Here is a 17,413-nt window from a genome sequence, read left to right as displayed (position 1 = left end):
TATTTTTAAATATTCAATAGTTTTATTTCATAAAAATAAAACTTGCATTCTCGTAGAGATATTAGTATTTTCTTGTATAAAACTCTTTCCCTAGTTGACATATATATCTGTCAATATCTTTTAAGTTAAATTCTTCTAATTTATAATGTTCTCTGAAATCAATAACTATGCATTTAAATTTTTGAAAGTCTTTTAAATCTTTCCTTTTAGATTCAGAGAACCCATCTCTCTTATTAAGTTCCATTAACACCTTTTCAACATATATATCATATATAGGATTATTTACTAGATTGTGATGACTACAGTGCTTAGTAGCCAAGGAAAAGAAGTTTTTGTATTTTCCATACATATTTACTAACGCAATCTCATCAACTATAGTAGTATCTTTATCGTATAATTTTTTATCAATGTTTAGGTTATGAATGTGTTTAGTTACTTGAAATATTGAGTAAATATTTGTGCTATAAAAAATCATTCAATGTAGAAGCTTTAACAAGGATTTCACTAATATCGATATTGTATGGATATGTTTCAAGGAATAGTTTGTCTAGGGCTTTTTCTTGCATAACATAGCTCTCAAGAGAATCCCACCTTTTTAGATATTTGTCAACCTATGGAATAGTAGGACAATAATTATCTTCGAGTACTTTTACCTCCTATCTTATATGGCAGCCTATTAATTAATGAGGTGTGCGTTATAAAATATTAAACTCTCAATCAAAGAGATAGGCATTTCACTAAGCTCAAGTTCTTATATTATTTATTTTTTAATAATTTTTTTATTTGATTTTCTATTTTATTTGAATCTTTAGATATAGCTATTCTTCTTACAATCGAGTTGACTTATTAATAATATAGAAGAACTTATTTTATAGGAAGAAGACGTATACTTTAATATTCTTATCTTAAATGTGTTAACAAGGGAACATAGCGAGTGCTTCTGCCTCCCCCAGTTTTTTCTATTATGTTTAAGTCAATGAGATCTTCTATAATTCCTAATACTTTTGTTCTACTAAATTTACTTCTCTCAGATATTTCCTTACTACTATTAATACCGTGCGTTATTAAATCTAGTACCAAAGATTGGTCTTTGCTTAATTCAATATTTTTAATCACTGGTAAAATTACTTTTATAGTATTTTCTGTAAATTTAAATTCCGGCTTAACAAATGAATCTTGGTATGATTCCTTAATTCTTCTAATACCTGTTCCAAACTTTTCTATAATGTCTAATCTATAGAATAGATTAGCTATTATAGGATTTCTGATTACTGATAAATCTCCGTTTAGATATTCTTCTTGGCTTATACCTCTTGGCAAGCCTCCTGGTGATACAATTTCAATCCTATCCCCATACATAGATATTCTTATATTAGCATCTATATCCCATTGTCTGTGGACAAGGGCATTGGCTATAGCTTCTCTTAGAGCAGTTTCGGGAATCATTTCATATTTATTTCTGATCGTTCCCTCTATCTTCTCATATTTATAATTACTTCTATAAATATTCATGCTATCTTCAAGTTGCTTTAAGATACTGTCATTATTTGCTTTTTTTCTTTCTAATATTATATTTATGCTTTCGCCAAATCTAGCTATATCTATGCCAGATATCAAATTATTATCAGAAAAAAGCTCTCCAGCTATCGTATAGTATTGGTAGTCCTGACTATAAAGCTCCAGAGTTTTTAGTATATCTAGATTAAGCTTGCTTATACCAAGTTGTCTTATTAGATAATCTTCTAGATAGTCAAACTTTAGTTCTTTATTGTTACTTTCAAGGGAGTCATAACTAATATTAGAACTTTCTAATATCATGGATTGAAGCTCTCTCTTATCCATTTCAACAGTAGCTGTATCATTTCTAGCATATGCCTTAGATTCATAATAATAAGGTCTGTACTTGCCAGGATTGATAGTTAGGACTACTGTATTGTTATCTTGATCAATAGATAAGCTATAGTCTGGATTTGGGTTTATAGAATCGTTTATCTTGTTTTCAATATTTAATTTTTGATCTACTGGATTATCAAGGCCTAAAATTTTTCCATTATCAGAAACTCCAAAAATAATCTGACCTCCATAGTAATTGGAAAATGCACTAACAGTTTTTAAAAATGAATTGGTCACTCTCTCTTTTAGCTCTAGCTTAGATGTTTCTTTCATATCTCACCTCTTCTATATTATATAACACCTGCGTTAGATTAGGAAATATTCTCACATATTCCGTGCGAATAGGTGTTAGAATAATTATTCTCACGGATTTATCTAGTTCAAATATTTTCTTTATAAGATAAAGCTCTATAACTAGCCCTTTTTAAATAATATATTCTCACAAATAGATTTGTTAGAATAATTTAATCTCACAGATTTATTCTTATTAAACTTGTGGTAAAGGTGTTTCACGTGAAATATTCGTGAAAAAAAGAAGCAGTTTTCTGCTTCCTCCTTAGAGCCTTAGTTTATAAAGATTTTTTATATAGCATCACTTTATAAGTGGCTTCACTTCATTTTCCATCCAGTTAGAGTCTTTAAATACTGCTCTTCCTACTCCAACTAGGTCACATACATCTCTTTGAAGTATTTCTTCGATATCTTTTCCTTTTTTGACCCCGCCTGTGAGAATTACTGGAATATTGACTTCTTCGTAGATAGGCTTTGATAGGTAGTCGAAGAATCCTGGGTAGTCATAATCGGTGAAATATAGGCACATGCCTCCTGATATGTCAAGGGCATCTACTCCTGCTTTTTCAAAAGCTTTTGCTGCGTAGACTGCATCTTTTTGTGATAGGCCAGCTTCTTTACCATCTCCTGCTCCTAGTCTTAGAAATATTGGATAATCTTCTCCTACTTTTTCTCTGACTTTTTTGATGATTTCTAGGTGGATTTTGATTCTTCCCTCGATGTCCCCACCATATTCGTCTTCTCTTTTGTTAGTAAGTGGGGATAGGAATTGGTTTAGTAGGTATCCGTGGGCTGAGTGGATTTCTACGCCATCAAAGCCTGCTTTTTTGACCCTAAGTGCTGCATCAGCAAATTTATCCTCTATTTGTTTAATCTCATCTATTGTAAGCTCTCTTGGTAGTTCTGTATCTTTTTGGGAAGGGTTTTTGATCTCTGATGGACCAACTGGCCTTTGACCTATTATTTTTTCTCTAGCAGCGCTACCTGCATGGTTAATTTGCACGACTGCTTTTGAACCATTGTCTTTGATGACTTTGGCAAGTTTTTTTAGTCCCTCTATAGATGAATCGTCTGATATGGATACTTGCCTCCCGCTTGCCCTGCCAAGGGGAGCTATGAAGTTGTGTTCGACTATCACTAGTGAAAATAATCCATGGGATGTTTTTTCTTCGTAGTAATCGAGTATTTCTTTTGAGATATGACCATTTTCATCTGCTTTAGCTGTAGCCATTGGTGGCATGATAATCCTATTTTTAAAATCTATATTTTTAGCTTTTATCTCTTCAAATATTTGCATATATACCTCTACTTTCACCTTTATATAAATTTTACCTGTCAGTGTAGTCCACATTCGGGAAGACTTCTATGTTGTAGTTTGGGAAGTGATTTTTCACATCGCTTACAAGTTCTTCTAAGACTTTTAGCCTGTCTGCTGCATCTAGGCTTATTATGACATCAAATCTGATTTCCTTATCTTTCTCATCAACATATAGGCCATGGATGCCGTTGATGTATTGGTGGGAGAAGATTATTTCTTTGATTTGGTCTTTGATGCTTGTAATGTGGCGATTTATGGCGTTGATAGGATATACTCCTACTGCTGTGAGCATTATTTGATGCTTGTAGTAGACTTCTAGCTGAATATCTCTAATGATCTCATCAAGTTCTTCCGCTGTGTAGGTCTCTGGCACTCCTATATCGATAGACCCATTCCAGTCGTTTGGCCCGTAATTGTTAAGGACAAGAGCGCTTGCTCCCTCTACCCCTGGGAAGTTTTCTACTGTTTTGATTACTTCTTGGGCAAATTCTGGGTCGATTTTCTCTCCTAAAAGTTGTGATATAGTTTTGCTTAGCATATCTACGGCAGATTTTATAATGATAATAGATATGATAGCTCCCAATTAGGCTTCTAGGGAAATATTAAACATTACAAAAATGCCTGCGGCTAGGAGAATTGACAATGATACTATAGAGTCAAGTTTGGAATCTTCACCTGAGTTTATGAGAGAGTCGGACTTGACCTCATCGCCTACCTTTAGGAAATAGTGGGCTATAACTAGTTTTACTATAACAGATAGGATAACTATTATAATACTCAAAAGGCTATATGATGGCTCTATGGGGTTAAATATTTTCTTTACTGCTTCTACTAGGGATGTTATACCTACGTATAGGATGATGACTGATATCACCATAGCAGATAGGTATTCTATCCTACCATAGCCAAAAGGGTGCTTGTTGCTAGCTTCTTTGCCGGCAAGTTTGGTTCCGACAATGGTTATAACAGAGCTTCCTGCATCTGATAAGTTATTGATTGCATCTACTAGTATAGCTATGGAATTTGATTTCATTCCTATAAATATTTTAAATATTGCAAGGACTGCATTGCCAATGATGCCAAATATGCTAGTTTTTATAATTTTATTTTCTCGTTCTTTTTCTAGTTGATCTAGTTTCTTAAAATCTTCAAATCTTTTCAATTTATTAACTTTCTACTTCCTGTATAATTATCATTTTTGTTTATAAATACTATACTGTTTTGCTCTAATAATAAACATGTGCGCTTTTTACTTGTCATAAATCAAGTGATTACAAAATTAATAATTCTAAATAAATTTAACTATGTCACAGCTAGCATTTTTGGATAGATATCCTCCAGCAATTGATAAATATTCTCTTATCTTTAAAAAATGTTTCTTAATATAAATCTTAAACTATAGCTAATATGGATATTTTCTGCTTTTATGAAGGTTTATTCCCTATGAAAGGCACTTTACTTTTGTAAAATATTAAATTCTTGTTATAATTAGATAAGAGATAGTATTTGAATGCAAAACTATACTCTTACACCATTTTTATTTGAAAAAATTGAGCTTATATATTTAATGAGACTCAAAATACAGTGTTTATTAAGCATGCTATTTTTGTTTTTTGTTAAATTATAGACAATTATGGCGTGCTTTTTTTGTTAGGAGATGATATTTGGATAAAGATTGATTTGAGCTTTACTTTTTATTATAGAAGGCATCAAATTGTTTAATAATTTTAAAGATAATACTAGATTGTATGGTGTTAAGTGCTATCTCAATTTATTTTGTCGGATTTTTTCGATAAATTTTGGAGGTAATTTTGAAAATTGCTATACTTGGTGCAGGTGCTATGGGATCTTTGTTTGCTTGCTATTTGTCAAAAATTTACGAAGTTTTTCTTATTGATCACAAGATAGAAAAGATCGATAAGATTAATAAAGACGGCATAGAGCTTATTGAAAATGACAATTCTAGTCATTTTTATAATATTCCTGCATATATGTATGATGAAAATTTGCCTAAGCCCGATATTATTTTTTCTTTTGTAAAATCCATCAAAAATATGGAGGCTTTAGAAAATATTTCTCATCTGATTTCTGATGATACTATTCTTGTAAGCCTACAAAATGGTTATGGTAATGACAAGGATTTGGAAATGTTTCAAGATAAAAGTCATGTTGTGATTGGCTCTACTACCCATGGTTCAACTATTCTTTCTTATGGGAAAGTTTTTCATGCTGGTAGTGGGAAAAGTTTCTTGGGTGAGAATGATTTTAACAAAGACAGTCTAAATATTGTAAAAAAAGTCCTCATCGATTCTGGTTTTGACCTTGAAATTAGTCAAAATATTGAAAAATTGATGATTGAAAAGTTGTTCATAAATATTGGCATTAACGCTATTACAGCTCTTGCTGATAAGGAAAATTCTTGTATATACAAAAATTCTTATGCCAGAGAGATGTCTAAGCTTCTGGTTAGTGAGGCTTGCCATATTTTCAACTTGTATGGATATGATTTTGATAAGGAAGAAATTTTTGATAGGGTTATTGAAACCGCAAAGAAAACCGGGAAAAATACTTCTTCAATGAGGGCTGATCTCTTGAAGAAGAACGAGAGCGAGATTGATAAAATCAACAAGGTCATTGTCGATAAGGCTATGTCAAAGGGTATGACTTGTCCTTATAACGAAGCTATAACATTGTTGATTAAGGCTAAGGAGGGAAATATATGAAAAAGAAAATGTCTATACTGGACTTTAAAAAATACAAGGAAGAGAAGAGAAAGTTTGCTTATGTTACTGCCTACGATTATACTATGGCATCTATAGTTGATGAGAGTGATGTGGAAATTATTTTGGTTGGGGACTCTTTGGGCATGACTATGCTTGGTTATGATTCTACAGTTCCTGTTACTGTTGATGATATGATCCACCATGGAAGTGCTGTTGTTAGGGGAGCAAAAAATACTTTTATTACTGTTGATATGCCTTTTGGTTCATATGAAATTTCCAAGGAAAAGGCTGTTGAAAATGCTGTGAGGATTTTTAAGGAAACTGGCTGTGATTGTGTAAAACTTGAAGGTGGAGTGGAATACGTTGATACTATCAAGGCGATAATTAATGCAGGTGTTCCTGTCATGGGCCATATTGGTCTTACTCCTCAATCTTCAACCATGCTTGGTGGTTTTAAGGTTCAGGGAACTACCAGGGATTCTGCCAAAAAACTTATTGATGATGCCAAGGCCTTGGAAGAAGCTGGTTGTTTTTCTATAGTTTTGGAATGTGTTCCAAGTGTTGTTGGCAAGAAGATTGCTGAAAGTGTTTCTGTGCCAATATTAGGAATTGGCGCTGGAAAAGATGTGGATTGCCAAGTTATAGTTTTACAAGATATGCTTGGTATGTATCCAGATTTTAAACCAAAATTTGTAAAGATATTTGCCAATGTTAGAGAAGCGATGTTAAAGGGCCTCAATGCTTACCACGATGAGTCTGTTAGCGGCCAATTCCCAAGTGAAGAATATTCTTTTAATAGGGATGTGGACTTAAGCGATTTATAATAAATTTTAGAAAAACAAGGGGTTGTGCTTACAGCCCCTATTTGTTTTCTCTTTTGTAGCCTACATTTAGTGCTTCTAGAGTATCCCCGTGCATTTTTTCTTTGATGTTTTTATCTTCGTCTACGAAAAAGGAGTAGAGAAGGTCTACCATTACTGATAGGGGGAATTGGGGACTGATTACATTGCCGTAGTTTAGGTGTTTGAGTGATGGGACTAGGACTATTTCGTCGCAGTAGTCTTTTAGTTCAGTCCTATTTTGTGAGCTGATTAGAACAGTTTTGGCCTTTTTCTTGTGAGCTTCTTTTAAAAAGTATAGGACTTCTTCTGTTTCCCCACTTATGCTAAGACCTATGATTAGACTATTTGCTGTGTGAAAGACAGCTCGCATCTTCATCTGATCTGTGTCTGTGATGGAGTCTATGTTTACTCCTATCCTCATAAACCTCATTTTCATCTCGCTTGCTGCAAGACCTGATGATCCCTTACCACATACGAAGACCTTATTGCTACTATTAAAATAGTCTATGACTCTTTTGATTTGATTTTCGTCTATTAGCGAATATGTTTTGTTCAATAGTTCTTGGTAGGTTGTCAGTACTTTGCTCACATTTTGGGTGATAACTTCTTGTTTTACTACAAAATTTTGCTTATACTCGTAGATAAATTCCCTATAGCCTCTAAATCCACATTTTTGGGCAAATCTTGATAGAGAGGCTTCGGATACAAATAGTTTTTCTGCTAATTTTTTGGCTGCAAAGTCTCCCTTTTTATTATTGTGAATGAAAAAATCAGCAATGTTTTTTTCTACTGGTGTGAAGTTTTCATAGTTTGATTCTATATTTTCAATAACTGATTTTCTGCGGTAGTCTATGGCTGGCCTCCTTACTTGTTTTTGTAATTATAGAAAGCCCCCAGCATACCTGCTGAGTTTCTGTGTTTAGCAAATTTGAGGCTGATTTGCTCATAGATTGGCTCTGCTAAGTTTTCTCTAAGTTTGCCATCTATTATGTCATATAGGTAGTCTTCTTGGGCCATAATGCCCCCTCCTAGTATTACTGTATCTGGGTTTAGTACATAGGAGATATTGGCTATGCCTATGGCTAGGGCTTGGCACATTTCATCTATGGCCTTTGTACATATGGGGTCAGATTTCTTGGCTAGGTCAAAGATCTTTTTACCATCCCAATCTTCTACACTCTCGTTTTTTTCTCTTGCCACTTTTTCTACTAGGCTTTTTGCTGAGCCTAGGGACTGGAATGTGCCATTATTTATTTTCATATAACCTACTTCTAGGGCAGAGCCTGATACTCCTTGGTATACCTCACCATTTATTACGGCACAACCTCCTATGCCAGTTCCTATGGTTAGGATAAGAGCAATCTTGCTATCCTTGCCTGCTCCTGATATGTATTCGGCAAGGCCTGCACAGTTGACGTCGTTTTCTACTGAAGAGTTAAGGCCAAATTTTTCCTTAATTGGTTTTTTGAAGTTGATGCCTGTGTAGTCAGGTATGAGCTTTGAGGCATAGCGAATGGACCCATTTTCCCTATCGACCATGCCAGCTGTGGATATGGCTACTGCTTCGATTTGCTGGGCTTTCATATAATCTTTAATGATATTTAGGACCTTTTTTAGGATTTCTTCTCCACCTTTTTGGGCCTGGGTTGCCGTCTCGTGTTTTTCGATAATATTGCCCTCATCATCTATTAGCCCGTATTTTATGTAGGTCCCACCTATGTCAATGCTGATATATTTTTTCAAGTCTCTCTCCTTGTTTTTATAATCGACAAAAAGGCAGATAAATCTGCCCCTGTCAAATTTTTATTTTAAATATGGCCTTTTTAATCTTCTCTGGCCCGCAAGCTTTAAGGCCTGTCATATGTCCATCGTCTGGATAGCATATGAGAAAATCACCCTCTTCTAGGATAAGGGAAGTCTTGCTTTCTCCTTCTATAGGCAAGAAGTCGTCTTCCTTTACATAAGCTCCTGGCTTCATATTTTCTAGGAAGTTTAGGTCGATTCTTTCTCTTCCTTTTAAGATTATGTGCAAGTCTAGGTAGTCCTTGTGGGCTTCCCAGAACCTATTTTCTGGACTTGTCGTCTCATATTCTGCTATATTTACAAAAAGCTTGTCTCCATCGATTGGATGGCTGCCTGGATTATAGGCTAATAGGTCATTTGCCTTGTAGTAGTCAATGGCAGCTATGATCTCATCTGATAGGTAGCTTTCTAAGTTTGCTATATTTCCAAATATCATATTTTTCTCCTATTTTGCCTTATAAATTGTTGTGCCAGCTGGTGCTAGGTCTTCTACTCCCTTAACTTTGTTGTAGATTATAGACCCAATTACTCCAACCACTAGGGAAACTACTATTGAAATAATGGAATATGACCAAAATGATACTTTTGCTGGATCTACAAAGTATTTGATGTATACCATTAGTAAAGATGATACAACAAAGGCTAGGCTTGCTCCGAACTTATTTGCTACTTTTGTAAATGCTCCTAGTATGAATATACCTACTAATATGCCTAGTACTAGACCCATGAAGCCGTTGAACCATTCATAGGCTGACTTGATGGAACCGTGAGCTAGTATTATTGATACGATTATAGCAAATATACCAACTATTAATGATACTCTTTGACCGATTTTGGTTTGTTGCTCAAATGATAGCTCTTTTTTGTTTAATCTTGATTGAATATCTAGGGTCCAGCTTGATGCTACTGAGTTTAGGCCAGTTGATAGGGTTGATTGGCTGGCTGCGTATATGGCTGCAAGTAATAATCCAGTAACACCTACAGGTAGTTCAAAAGCTATCCAAGATGCAAATATTTGGTCTTGTTGAGCTGCTGGTGGCAAAGGGTTGCCTTGGACATTATAGAAAACAAATAATCCAGTACCTATTAGGTAAAATACTGTTGATATAAATATGGAAAGGAGTCCATTAGTTTTCATCATTTTGTTAAGTTTCTTAGTATCAGTTGTCGTTGTAAATCTTTGTACAATATCTTGACTTGATACATATGAACCAATTGTATTTAATCCTGCACCAACTATTAATAAAAATACACTATCTCTAAATATATTTGGGTCGAACATTGGTTGATCTACGGCTAAAAATTTGTGGTTGGTGAACAGTTCTAAGTTTATTGCACCAAGTCCCCCATCTATATGAGAAATTAGGTATATTAATCCGAAAGTTACACCAATTAATAGGACAGATCCTTGGATAAAGTCAGTCCATAGTACTGATTTTAGTCCACCTGTGTAGGAATATATGATAGCAATAACTCCCATAATAATTATCAATAGATCTACGCTAATGCCCATAAGCTTAGAAAGTACCATACATGGTAGATACATGATGATAGACATACGTCCTACTTGATAGATGATAAACATTATAGCTCCAAGAACTCTTAGGCCCTTGCTCTTAAATCTTAGTTCAAGATAGTGGTAGGCTGTATCAATATCAAGTCTGCTATAGATAGGCAAGAAGAACTTGATTGTAAATGGAATAGCTATGATCATACCCAATTGGGCAAACCACATAAGCCAAGTGCCTGCATATGAGTTTCCTGGAAGGGATAAGAAAGATATAGGACTAAGTAGGGTTGCAAAGATGGATACTGATGTTACCCACCAAGGTATGGATCCATCTCCCTTAAAATATTCCTTGCCCTTCATCTCTTTTTTTGAGAAGTGAAGACCAGCAAATAGAACAGCCGCTAAGTAGACTATTAGTATTGCTAAATCAATATTTGTAAATCCTTGCATAAGTTTCTCCTGATTTAGTTTGTGATGTATTTTTCACGAGCCTTATCGATCATGGCAGCTGCTTCTTTTACTATAGCTTGATCAGAATCTATAAGTCCTGCTAAAGGTTTTCTTACAGAGCCAAGTTCTAGGCCTTCATTTTCTTTAAGTATAGCTTTTATAACTGCATACATATTGCCATGGCCTGATACCATCTTGTAGATGATAGCATTGATGTCATATTGCATCTTTCTAGCTTCTTCTAAGTTGCCATTTACTAGGTGTTCGTTCATCTTTAAGAATAAGTCTGGCATAGCACCATATGTTCCACCGATTGCTCCTTCAGCACCGATTAGACGGCCTGAGATAAATTGTTCATCTGGACCGTTGAAGATGATGTAATCTTCGCCAGCATCTTGCTTGAACATTTGTATGTCTTGAACTGGCATAGATGAGTTTTTAACGCCTATTACTCTAGGATTTTTTCTCATTTCTGCAAATAGGCTTGGTGTAAGTGCAACACCTGCTAGTTGTGGGATGTTGTAGATTACAAAGTCTGTATTTGGAGCAGCTAATGATATGTCGTTCCAATATTCTGCTATAGCATATTCTGGTAGTCTAAAATATATAGGTGGTATAGCAGCTATGGCATCTACTCCAAGGCTTTCTGCATGAGCTGCAAGTTCCATAGAATCTTTTGTGTTGTTGCAAGCTACGTGGGCAATAACTGTTAATTTGCCTTTTGCTTCTTCCATGACATTTTCTAAAACGATTTTCTTATCCTCAACACTTTGGTAGATACATTCTCCAGAAGAACCATTGACATAAAGACCCTTAACGCCTTTTTCTATAAAATATTTTGTAAGATTTCTCACTCTTTCTGGACTAATGTTGCCCTCATCATCATAACAAGCATAAAATGCTGGAATAACTCCCTTGTATTTATCTAAATTTCTCATAATGTCCTTTCCTTTAAAAATATTAATTATTCTGCTAATTTATCAACGAAATTCTTTGTAATAACTTGTGGTCTAGTTATTATTGAACCAACAACTACACTATAAGCACCTAGGTCTATAACCCTCTTTGCCTTTTCTGGCGTATTGATATTGCCCTCGGCAATGACCCTTGCACCTACATTTTTGATAATCTTCTTAAGTATAGCAAAGTCATCTGCCTCGATCTTATCTTCCCTAGATTGGTCTGTGTATCCAACCAAGGTTGTGCCAACAAAATCAAAGCCAAGTTCATCTGCGTGGATGGCTTCTTCGACAGTAGAACAATCGGCCATCAACAATTGGTCAGGATATTTATCTCTGATTTCCTTATAAAAATCATCAAGGATAAGTCCATTTGGTCTAAGGTCTCCTGTAGCATCAAGGGCTATTATATCTACATTAGTTGGTATAAGTTCCTCAACTTCAGCCATAGTTGGTGTTATGTATACTTTCGAATCGTCATAGTCTCTTTTAACTATGCCTATAATTGGAAGATCCACTTCTTTTTGGATTTCTCTAATATCTTCGCTAGTATTCGCTCTGATGCCACTTGCCCCACCTACTTTGGCAGCCCTTGCCATCCTTCCCATAATAAATGAAGAATGCAAAGGTTCATCAGCCAAGGCTTGGCAAGAAACAATGAGCTTACCCTTCAAAGATTCAATTTTTTTACTATCACTCATTCCTTCCTCCTCATTTAAGGAAATTATATACCGTCTTGAATATAATTTCAATTTACTTGCTACATTCAGAAATTACTTTCAGTAACAAGCAAAAAAAGATAACATTTTCCCGTTTTCCTTAAGTTTTTGGTGAAAGTGAATTCAGGAAAACAGGAAAATGATATGACCATTATTTTTGCAAACAAAAAAGCTGATAATACAGGATGAACTGCTCACCAGCTTTATTCTATTAATTTTCACACACAAACAAAAAGTGGTTGCTTGCTGATAATAGATTTTCATTTTTTGAGTGGCTTTGGTGCCAAGCTAAGTATGTGGAGAAACTTTCTTCTGACATTTGATTAATTTTATCTGCTAAAATTTCAGAAAATCCGTCGCTTGCTATCCTCTCTTTTATTTTTAAGTTTTCTTTTTCTAGCATTTTTGTGCATTCATCTAGAGTGAAATATATGAATGGAGTGTTTTTAACCCTCAATTTTCCTTGGTCAAAAAGATCTGTTGACATGAAATTTGGATTGTACTTAGTTTCTGTCATTGGAATCATATCGTGATTTATAAATGCTATTAAGATATGACCACCCTTCTTACATACTCTTTTGGCCTGCTTTAGGGTAAATTGCCTATCTTCTTCATTTGACAGGTGATACATTGGACCAAAAAGTAATACTAAGTCAAAGTAATTGCTAGGTAGATCACCCATATCCATGGATGACTTTTTGTAAGCTTTGATATTTTTAATATTTCCTTGAGAAATCTTCTCATCTAATTTTGAAAAATTAGCACTAGATGGCTCATATGATACGACTTCATCTACTTTTTCTGCTAGATAAAGACTATATACACCTGTTGCTGCCCCAATATCTAGGACTTTTGTTTTGCTGTTTATAAGTTTATCAATTTCATTAATTGTTGTTATTTTTTCTACTGATCCAGCTTTACTTTCTAGTCTTTTTTCTTCATCAAATATTTTATATAGTTCGTCATTTCTTTTAAGATCATCTGTGATTTTCAAAATATCATTTATGTCCATTTCTTACTCCCCATCCAAAACCGTATCAGAAAATACTATCAGAGTATCTAAGCCAGTTGAGTTATATAGGGACAAGAATCCGTATTCTACTAGATAAACTTCTCTATTTTCTTTATATCTCCTATCTGGGCTGCCGTCTTTGTTGGTATGCTCATAGGTTTTGCCAAGTACTGTGCCATCTTTTGCTGGAGTCTGGTCTTCTAGGAAGGTCATTTTGCCTAGGTTGATGTCTATGTCTTTGAAGTTTAAGGCATTTACCTTGTTTCCCTCTTTTATTACTATAGAATCTGGCAAAAATATAAATTTGCTAGATGTTGCGTCTAGGGTAAAGGTCTCTGCATTTGTTTCTATCTCTTCGTTGCCCTTGTAGTAGCTTATTGGCATGCGAGATAGGATTTTCATATCTGCGCCCGTTTCATCGCTTAGTTCTTCTGCTTCTGTGACTAGCCAGACCTCATCTGATTCCATAATTCCTTCTAGGAGTTTGTTGGTTTGGCTTAGTTCTTTGGCTGCTTCATCGGTGAAGTCGTAGTCTATTTTTATGGTATCATTATTTTTGCTATATAGGCCAAAGACTAGTCCTAGGGCTGATATGATCAAAAATAGTGGGTTTATTATTGCAAGTCCTATTCCTGCGAGAACCAATATTCCAGCAATAATTTTATTGGTCTTGTTTTGATTTTTGGCTGCTACTAGCTCTCCCATATCTCCTGATTTGATATTGCCTATATCATTAGTAAAATTCTTGGAATTATTGCTTACATCCTCTCTTTTCTTGCTAGTTGTGGCCTTTTGGGCCTTGGTATTATTAAAAGGGTTTTTGAATTCCTTTTGGTAGGAAACGCCCGTGCCTGGTATGTAGGCAGTTCCACGTATGTTGCCCTTGGCAGTTCTTGTAAGCCTAAAGCCCTTGCCGCCCCAGGAAAATCCTGGCCCAGATTTGCTCATGTTTACTCTAAAGCCCTTGCCTAGATTTATACTTTTTCTATATCTAAATCCCATACTATTCTCCTTTGTAATATTATACCAAAGAAAAGATTTTTTATAAACATTAAATATAATTAACTTGACTTTTAAAATATTCAAGTATAATAATCTTACAAGTTAATATTATTTAAACTCATTTTAAGAAAGGGGTTTTTATGAATAAATTAAATACAATCAGAACATCCATTCCTGCTTTTATGAAAGCTCTATTTAACAAAAACACACCTGCCAGCGCAAAAATCGCCGTACTAGCAGCAATACTTTACGCAGTAATGCCAGCAGATTTGGTAGCTGACGTTGTTCCATTCTTAGGATGGTTTGACGACGCAATTGTAATGGCTATTTTGTTTACAATTGCAGGAAAAATGATCCCAGATACTGTTATGGATGAAAAAAAGGATGAAATAGAAGATATTAATTATCAAGAAATGGATTAAAATTTCCAGGCTATGCCTGGATTTTTTTATTGCACTAAAAAACCCAAGCATCTATTAAAATCATTCTCCAAACAAGGGCTAGATAAGTCGTCTTGACTATTTTCTTACTTTGCGATTTATCCTAGCATCAACTGGTATTGTTGACTCCTGTTTTTATAATAATCTTAAAAGCTTGGGTTTAGTTGTATTCTTCAAAGCAAATTTCTTTAATTACTCATATCGCCATATCAAAACTGAAGTGTGTACATTGGACTTATCCACTTTCTTTTATTCTCTAAGTTTCAACCGAGGCTTAATAGCAATCATTTACTACATATTTTATCTTAAAGAAGATTTTCTTTTGCGTATTCAATTATATCGTCAGATTCATACATTGCCTTACCATCTATAACAAGACATGGTACCTGGACCTTTCCTCCGACTTCTTCTAACTTTTTCTTATTTTCATCTCCGCAAGTCGCATCTTCTATGTTATATGATGGGAATTTTTCAATGTCATTTTCTCTAAAGAAATTTAACACCTTCAAGCAATATGGACAATCTGGCTTAAAATATAGCTCAAACTGTGAGTCTTCACTTTTCATTGGACTGTCCTCCTATTCCATCAGTTTATGAAAAATATATTTTTCTTATTTATATTATACCCAGCAAATGATTTCCTAAACACTTTTTTAAAAAATATTTTTAATTAAAGTCAACAGGTGCCATCAAAACTTTGCCTGTTCCTCTGTATACATTCACCAAGCCTTCTCCACTTACTGCCGATCCCACTAGCGAACTTGTTGAGCGCTCTACTGTAAATTTCAATGATCCCGACCAAGCTATGGCAAATGACCCATCTATTTTTAGTTCATCATCAACTAGGTCGATTTCGATTAATTCATTCCTAGCTACTGGTGACTCAAGGGCAACTACGCCATTTCCCCTAAGGCTTAGGTTGAATAGTCCTTCTCCACCGGCAACAGCAGATGAAAATGAACTTCTTGTTGCTATTTTATGTTGGAGACTTGCTTCACTGGCCAAATAATATCCATCTTCTAGGACGATTGATCCATTCCAAGCTCCAACATCTATAAGAATTATATATTTATAAGTAGGTTCTAGGACTATCATGCCTGTTCCATGGTATTCTGGTTTTACAGCAGTTTCCTTGGTAACTGTACTTCTTAAACTTTTGCCTATAAAATCACCAACTCCTTTGATGCCAGAACTAGCATTTACATTTCCTATCATCCATTGCATAGCACCCGCTTGTACAGTAACTGGGCTTTGTTTTAGGTCACATACTAGTTGTTTTAATCTAACACCCATTTGTGAGGCAAAGTATTCTCTTTGGGCAGTTTCTTTGGTAACTGATAGGTCTCTCTTGTACTCAGCAACTCTAAAGGCACCCATCTGGTAAGTTACGTCAATATCATCATTGTTTAGAAAATTTTCAATCTTATACATAAGTTCTCCTTATACTTTTGAATTTATTATATCAAATTATTATTAAACATATTAAATCTATCTATTAATGATAATATTATTTTAAATTTTGAATGTTAAATCATATTCCAATTATTTGCCTTTAAGATTTGTAAATTTTTCTCGTTATCCATGAAAATCTTGCCCTTATAAGGAATTTCATAGCTTATCTTTTTACCTAAGTGTAGTAAGTTTATAATTGTTTTGTTAGATTTTTCTTCTATTTCAAAGTCTTCTATTTCATTTGCTGACAAGAGAGTAAAATTTCCCTTACTTGAATTGCTTATTTCTTTTTCATATATGCCTTTTGGGCTGAAGTATAGGATAAATGTTCTTGCCGAATCCATTGTATATAGCAGATTACTAATTACAAGTTTTCCTAGTCCTGTTTTTGTATCATTATATTTCATTGCTACTAGGAAATTTTTATTATCGCCAAAGTTTTCTTTAACCTTTGTTTTTATTTCATTTGTATCGTTAAATAATAGTCCCATTATCTTCTCCTATTTAAAAATAAATACTTCTTTGATATCCTTGTCCAAGACCTTGCAGATTTTGTAGGCTGTTTCAAGTGTTGGGCTTATGGTGTTGTTTTCATAGGCCATGATCGATCTCCTCTTTAGACCAACAGCTATTGCTAGCTTATGCTGAGATAGGCCTTTTTCCTTTCTAAATTCTGCAATTCTATTTTCTATTTGAACTTCCACGTGCTTATCCTTTCATAGAAAATGTTACATTTATAGTACTAAATATGTTACATTTATAGTACCAAAGTTGTTTTTAAATGTCAAAAATTTTTTCCACAATCGAGTAGGAGCTAACATGTAGCCCCTCTCACACCACTGTACGTGCCGTTCGGCATACAGCGGTTTAATTCAAATAATAATCCAAACAACTTTGAAGTCCTCGCTTTGCGAGGATTTCTTTGTTTATATGATGTAGTCCTGTGGTTTTGGCAACCGCTTGATAGTGGTCTCCAAATCCTACTGACTGTTTTGCCAT

At 34.5% G+C, this 17,413-nt stretch carries 20 protein-coding genes and 1 pseudogene; 3 read left to right on the top strand and 18 right to left on the bottom strand.

Annotation, left to right across the window (positions count from 1 at the left end):
• Nucleotides 1-61: 61 nt before the first annotated feature.
• The 5 genes from BN38_RS11450 to BN38_RS11440 form a co-directional block, all read right to left on the bottom strand.
• Nucleotides 62-244: a hypothetical protein gene (locus tag BN38_RS11450; RefSeq protein WP_230197773.1), complete on the bottom strand. Its 183-nt coding sequence runs from the start codon at nucleotides 242-244 to the stop codon at nucleotides 62-64.
• Nucleotides 245-900: 656 nt separating this feature from the next.
• Nucleotides 901-2,166 carry an ATP-binding protein gene (locus BN38_RS09080; protein WP_044567128.1) on the bottom strand — a complete coding sequence of 422 codons (1,266 nt, stop codon included), beginning with the start codon at nucleotides 2,164-2,166 and terminating at the stop codon, nucleotides 901-903.
• A 319-nt stretch (nucleotides 2,167-2,485) separates the two neighbouring features.
• Nucleotides 2,486-3,481 (bottom strand): NADH:flavin oxidoreductase, encoded by a 996-nt coding sequence (locus BN38_RS09075; RefSeq protein ID WP_044567126.1) that lies wholly within the window; start codon nucleotides 3,479-3,481, stop codon nucleotides 2,486-2,488.
• A gap of 31 nt (nucleotides 3,482-3,512) precedes the next feature.
• Nucleotides 3,513-4,085 (bottom strand): cation diffusion facilitator family transporter, encoded by a 573-nt coding sequence (locus BN38_RS11445; protein WP_230197772.1) that lies wholly within the window; start codon nucleotides 4,083-4,085, stop codon nucleotides 3,513-3,515.
• Nucleotides 4,086-4,664, bottom strand: a complete 579-nt coding sequence (locus BN38_RS11440; RefSeq protein ID WP_230197771.1) for a cation diffusion facilitator family transporter — start codon at nucleotides 4,662-4,664, stop codon at nucleotides 4,086-4,088.
• Between the two features lie 649 nt (nucleotides 4,665-5,313).
• Between BN38_RS11440 and BN38_RS09065 the strand changes: the two genes are divergently transcribed.
• Both BN38_RS09065 and panB read left to right on the top strand, forming a co-directional pair.
• Nucleotides 5,314-6,225 (top strand): ketopantoate reductase family protein, encoded by a 912-nt coding sequence (locus BN38_RS09065; RefSeq protein ID WP_044567124.1) that lies wholly within the window; start codon nucleotides 5,314-5,316, stop codon nucleotides 6,223-6,225.
• A complete protein-coding gene (gene panB, locus BN38_RS09060; RefSeq protein WP_044567122.1) occupies nucleotides 6,222-7,049 on the top strand; it encodes a 3-methyl-2-oxobutanoate hydroxymethyltransferase in 828 nt (275 codons plus the stop codon). Before BN38_RS09065 ends, panB begins: the two co-directional genes overlap by 4 nt.
• A gap of 37 nt (nucleotides 7,050-7,086) precedes the next feature.
• On the opposite strand, the gene BN38_RS09055 is transcribed toward panB, so the two are convergent.
• The 9 genes and pseudogenes from BN38_RS09055 to BN38_RS09020 all read right to left on the bottom strand — a co-directional run bounded on the left by BN38_RS09055 (nucleotide 7,087) and on the right by BN38_RS09020 (nucleotide 14,522).
• Nucleotides 7,087-7,656, bottom strand: a complete 570-nt coding sequence (locus BN38_RS09055; protein ID WP_230197770.1) for a MurR/RpiR family transcriptional regulator — start codon at nucleotides 7,654-7,656, stop codon at nucleotides 7,087-7,089.
• A 48-nt stretch (nucleotides 7,657-7,704) separates the two neighbouring features.
• Nucleotides 7,705-7,887: pseudogene (locus BN38_RS11535) on the bottom strand (MurR/RpiR family transcriptional regulator); the annotation flags it as partial.
• 44 nt (nucleotides 7,888-7,931) lie between these two features.
• Nucleotides 7,932-8,810 (bottom strand): ROK family protein, encoded by an 879-nt coding sequence (locus tag BN38_RS09050; protein ID WP_044567117.1) that lies wholly within the window; start codon nucleotides 8,808-8,810, stop codon nucleotides 7,932-7,934.
• Between the two features lie 52 nt (nucleotides 8,811-8,862).
• Entirely contained in the window at nucleotides 8,863-9,306 is a 444-nt protein-coding gene (locus BN38_RS09045; protein WP_044567115.1) for a YhcH/YjgK/YiaL family protein, read from the bottom strand.
• Nucleotides 9,307-9,315: 9 nt separating this feature from the next.
• Nucleotides 9,316-10,830, bottom strand: coding sequence for a sodium:solute symporter (locus tag BN38_RS09040; RefSeq protein WP_044567113.1), 1,515 nt, complete (start codon nucleotides 10,828-10,830; stop codon nucleotides 9,316-9,318).
• 14 nt (nucleotides 10,831-10,844) lie between these two features.
• Nucleotides 10,845-11,768 carry a dihydrodipicolinate synthase family protein gene (locus BN38_RS09035; protein ID WP_044567111.1) on the bottom strand — a complete coding sequence of 308 codons (924 nt, stop codon included), beginning with the start codon at nucleotides 11,766-11,768 and terminating at the stop codon, nucleotides 10,845-10,847.
• 26 nt (nucleotides 11,769-11,794) lie between these two features.
• A complete protein-coding gene (locus BN38_RS09030; RefSeq protein ID WP_044567109.1) occupies nucleotides 11,795-12,490 on the bottom strand; it encodes an N-acetylmannosamine-6-phosphate 2-epimerase in 696 nt (231 codons plus the stop codon).
• A 229-nt stretch (nucleotides 12,491-12,719) separates the two neighbouring features.
• Complete coding sequence (locus BN38_RS09025) at nucleotides 12,720-13,520, bottom strand: class I SAM-dependent methyltransferase (protein ID WP_044567106.1); 801 nt, start codon at nucleotides 13,518-13,520, stop codon at nucleotides 12,720-12,722.
• 3 nt (nucleotides 13,521-13,523) lie between these two features.
• A complete protein-coding gene (locus tag BN38_RS09020) occupies nucleotides 13,524-14,522 on the bottom strand; it encodes a DUF4236 domain-containing protein (protein ID WP_044567104.1) in 999 nt (332 codons plus the stop codon).
• Between the two features lie 140 nt (nucleotides 14,523-14,662).
• Here BN38_RS09020 and BN38_RS09015 point away from each other — a divergent pair, with 140 nt between their 5' ends.
• Nucleotides 14,663-14,944, top strand: a complete 282-nt coding sequence (locus BN38_RS09015) for a YkvA family protein (RefSeq protein WP_044567102.1) — start codon at nucleotides 14,663-14,665, stop codon at nucleotides 14,942-14,944.
• Between the two features lie 323 nt (nucleotides 14,945-15,267).
• On the opposite strand, the gene BN38_RS09010 is transcribed toward BN38_RS09015, so the two are convergent.
• The 4 genes from BN38_RS09010 to BN38_RS08995 form a co-directional block, all read right to left on the bottom strand.
• Nucleotides 15,268-15,528 carry a glutaredoxin family protein gene (locus BN38_RS09010; RefSeq protein WP_044567100.1) on the bottom strand — a complete coding sequence of 87 codons (261 nt, stop codon included), beginning with the start codon at nucleotides 15,526-15,528 and terminating at the stop codon, nucleotides 15,268-15,270.
• A 100-nt stretch (nucleotides 15,529-15,628) separates the two neighbouring features.
• Nucleotides 15,629-16,393: an AIM24 family protein gene (locus BN38_RS09005; RefSeq protein WP_044567099.1), complete on the bottom strand. Its 765-nt coding sequence runs from the start codon at nucleotides 16,391-16,393 to the stop codon at nucleotides 15,629-15,631.
• Between the two features lie 95 nt (nucleotides 16,394-16,488).
• A complete protein-coding gene (locus BN38_RS09000) occupies nucleotides 16,489-16,905 on the bottom strand; it encodes a hypothetical protein (protein WP_044567097.1) in 417 nt (138 codons plus the stop codon).
• Between the two features lie 9 nt (nucleotides 16,906-16,914).
• Nucleotides 16,915-17,118 carry a helix-turn-helix transcriptional regulator gene (locus tag BN38_RS08995; RefSeq protein WP_044567095.1) on the bottom strand — a complete coding sequence of 68 codons (204 nt, stop codon included), beginning with the start codon at nucleotides 17,116-17,118 and terminating at the stop codon, nucleotides 16,915-16,917.
• Nucleotides 17,119-17,413 lie beyond the last annotated feature (295 nt).

Origin of the sequence: Anaerococcus provencensis (assembly GCF_000312365.2) — a bacterium.
GTDB lineage: Bacteria > Bacillota > Clostridia > Tissierellales > Peptoniphilaceae > Anaerococcus > Anaerococcus provencensis.
The sequence above is the reverse complement of the archived record's forward strand: the minus strand, read 5'-3'. Positions and strand labels throughout refer to the sequence as shown.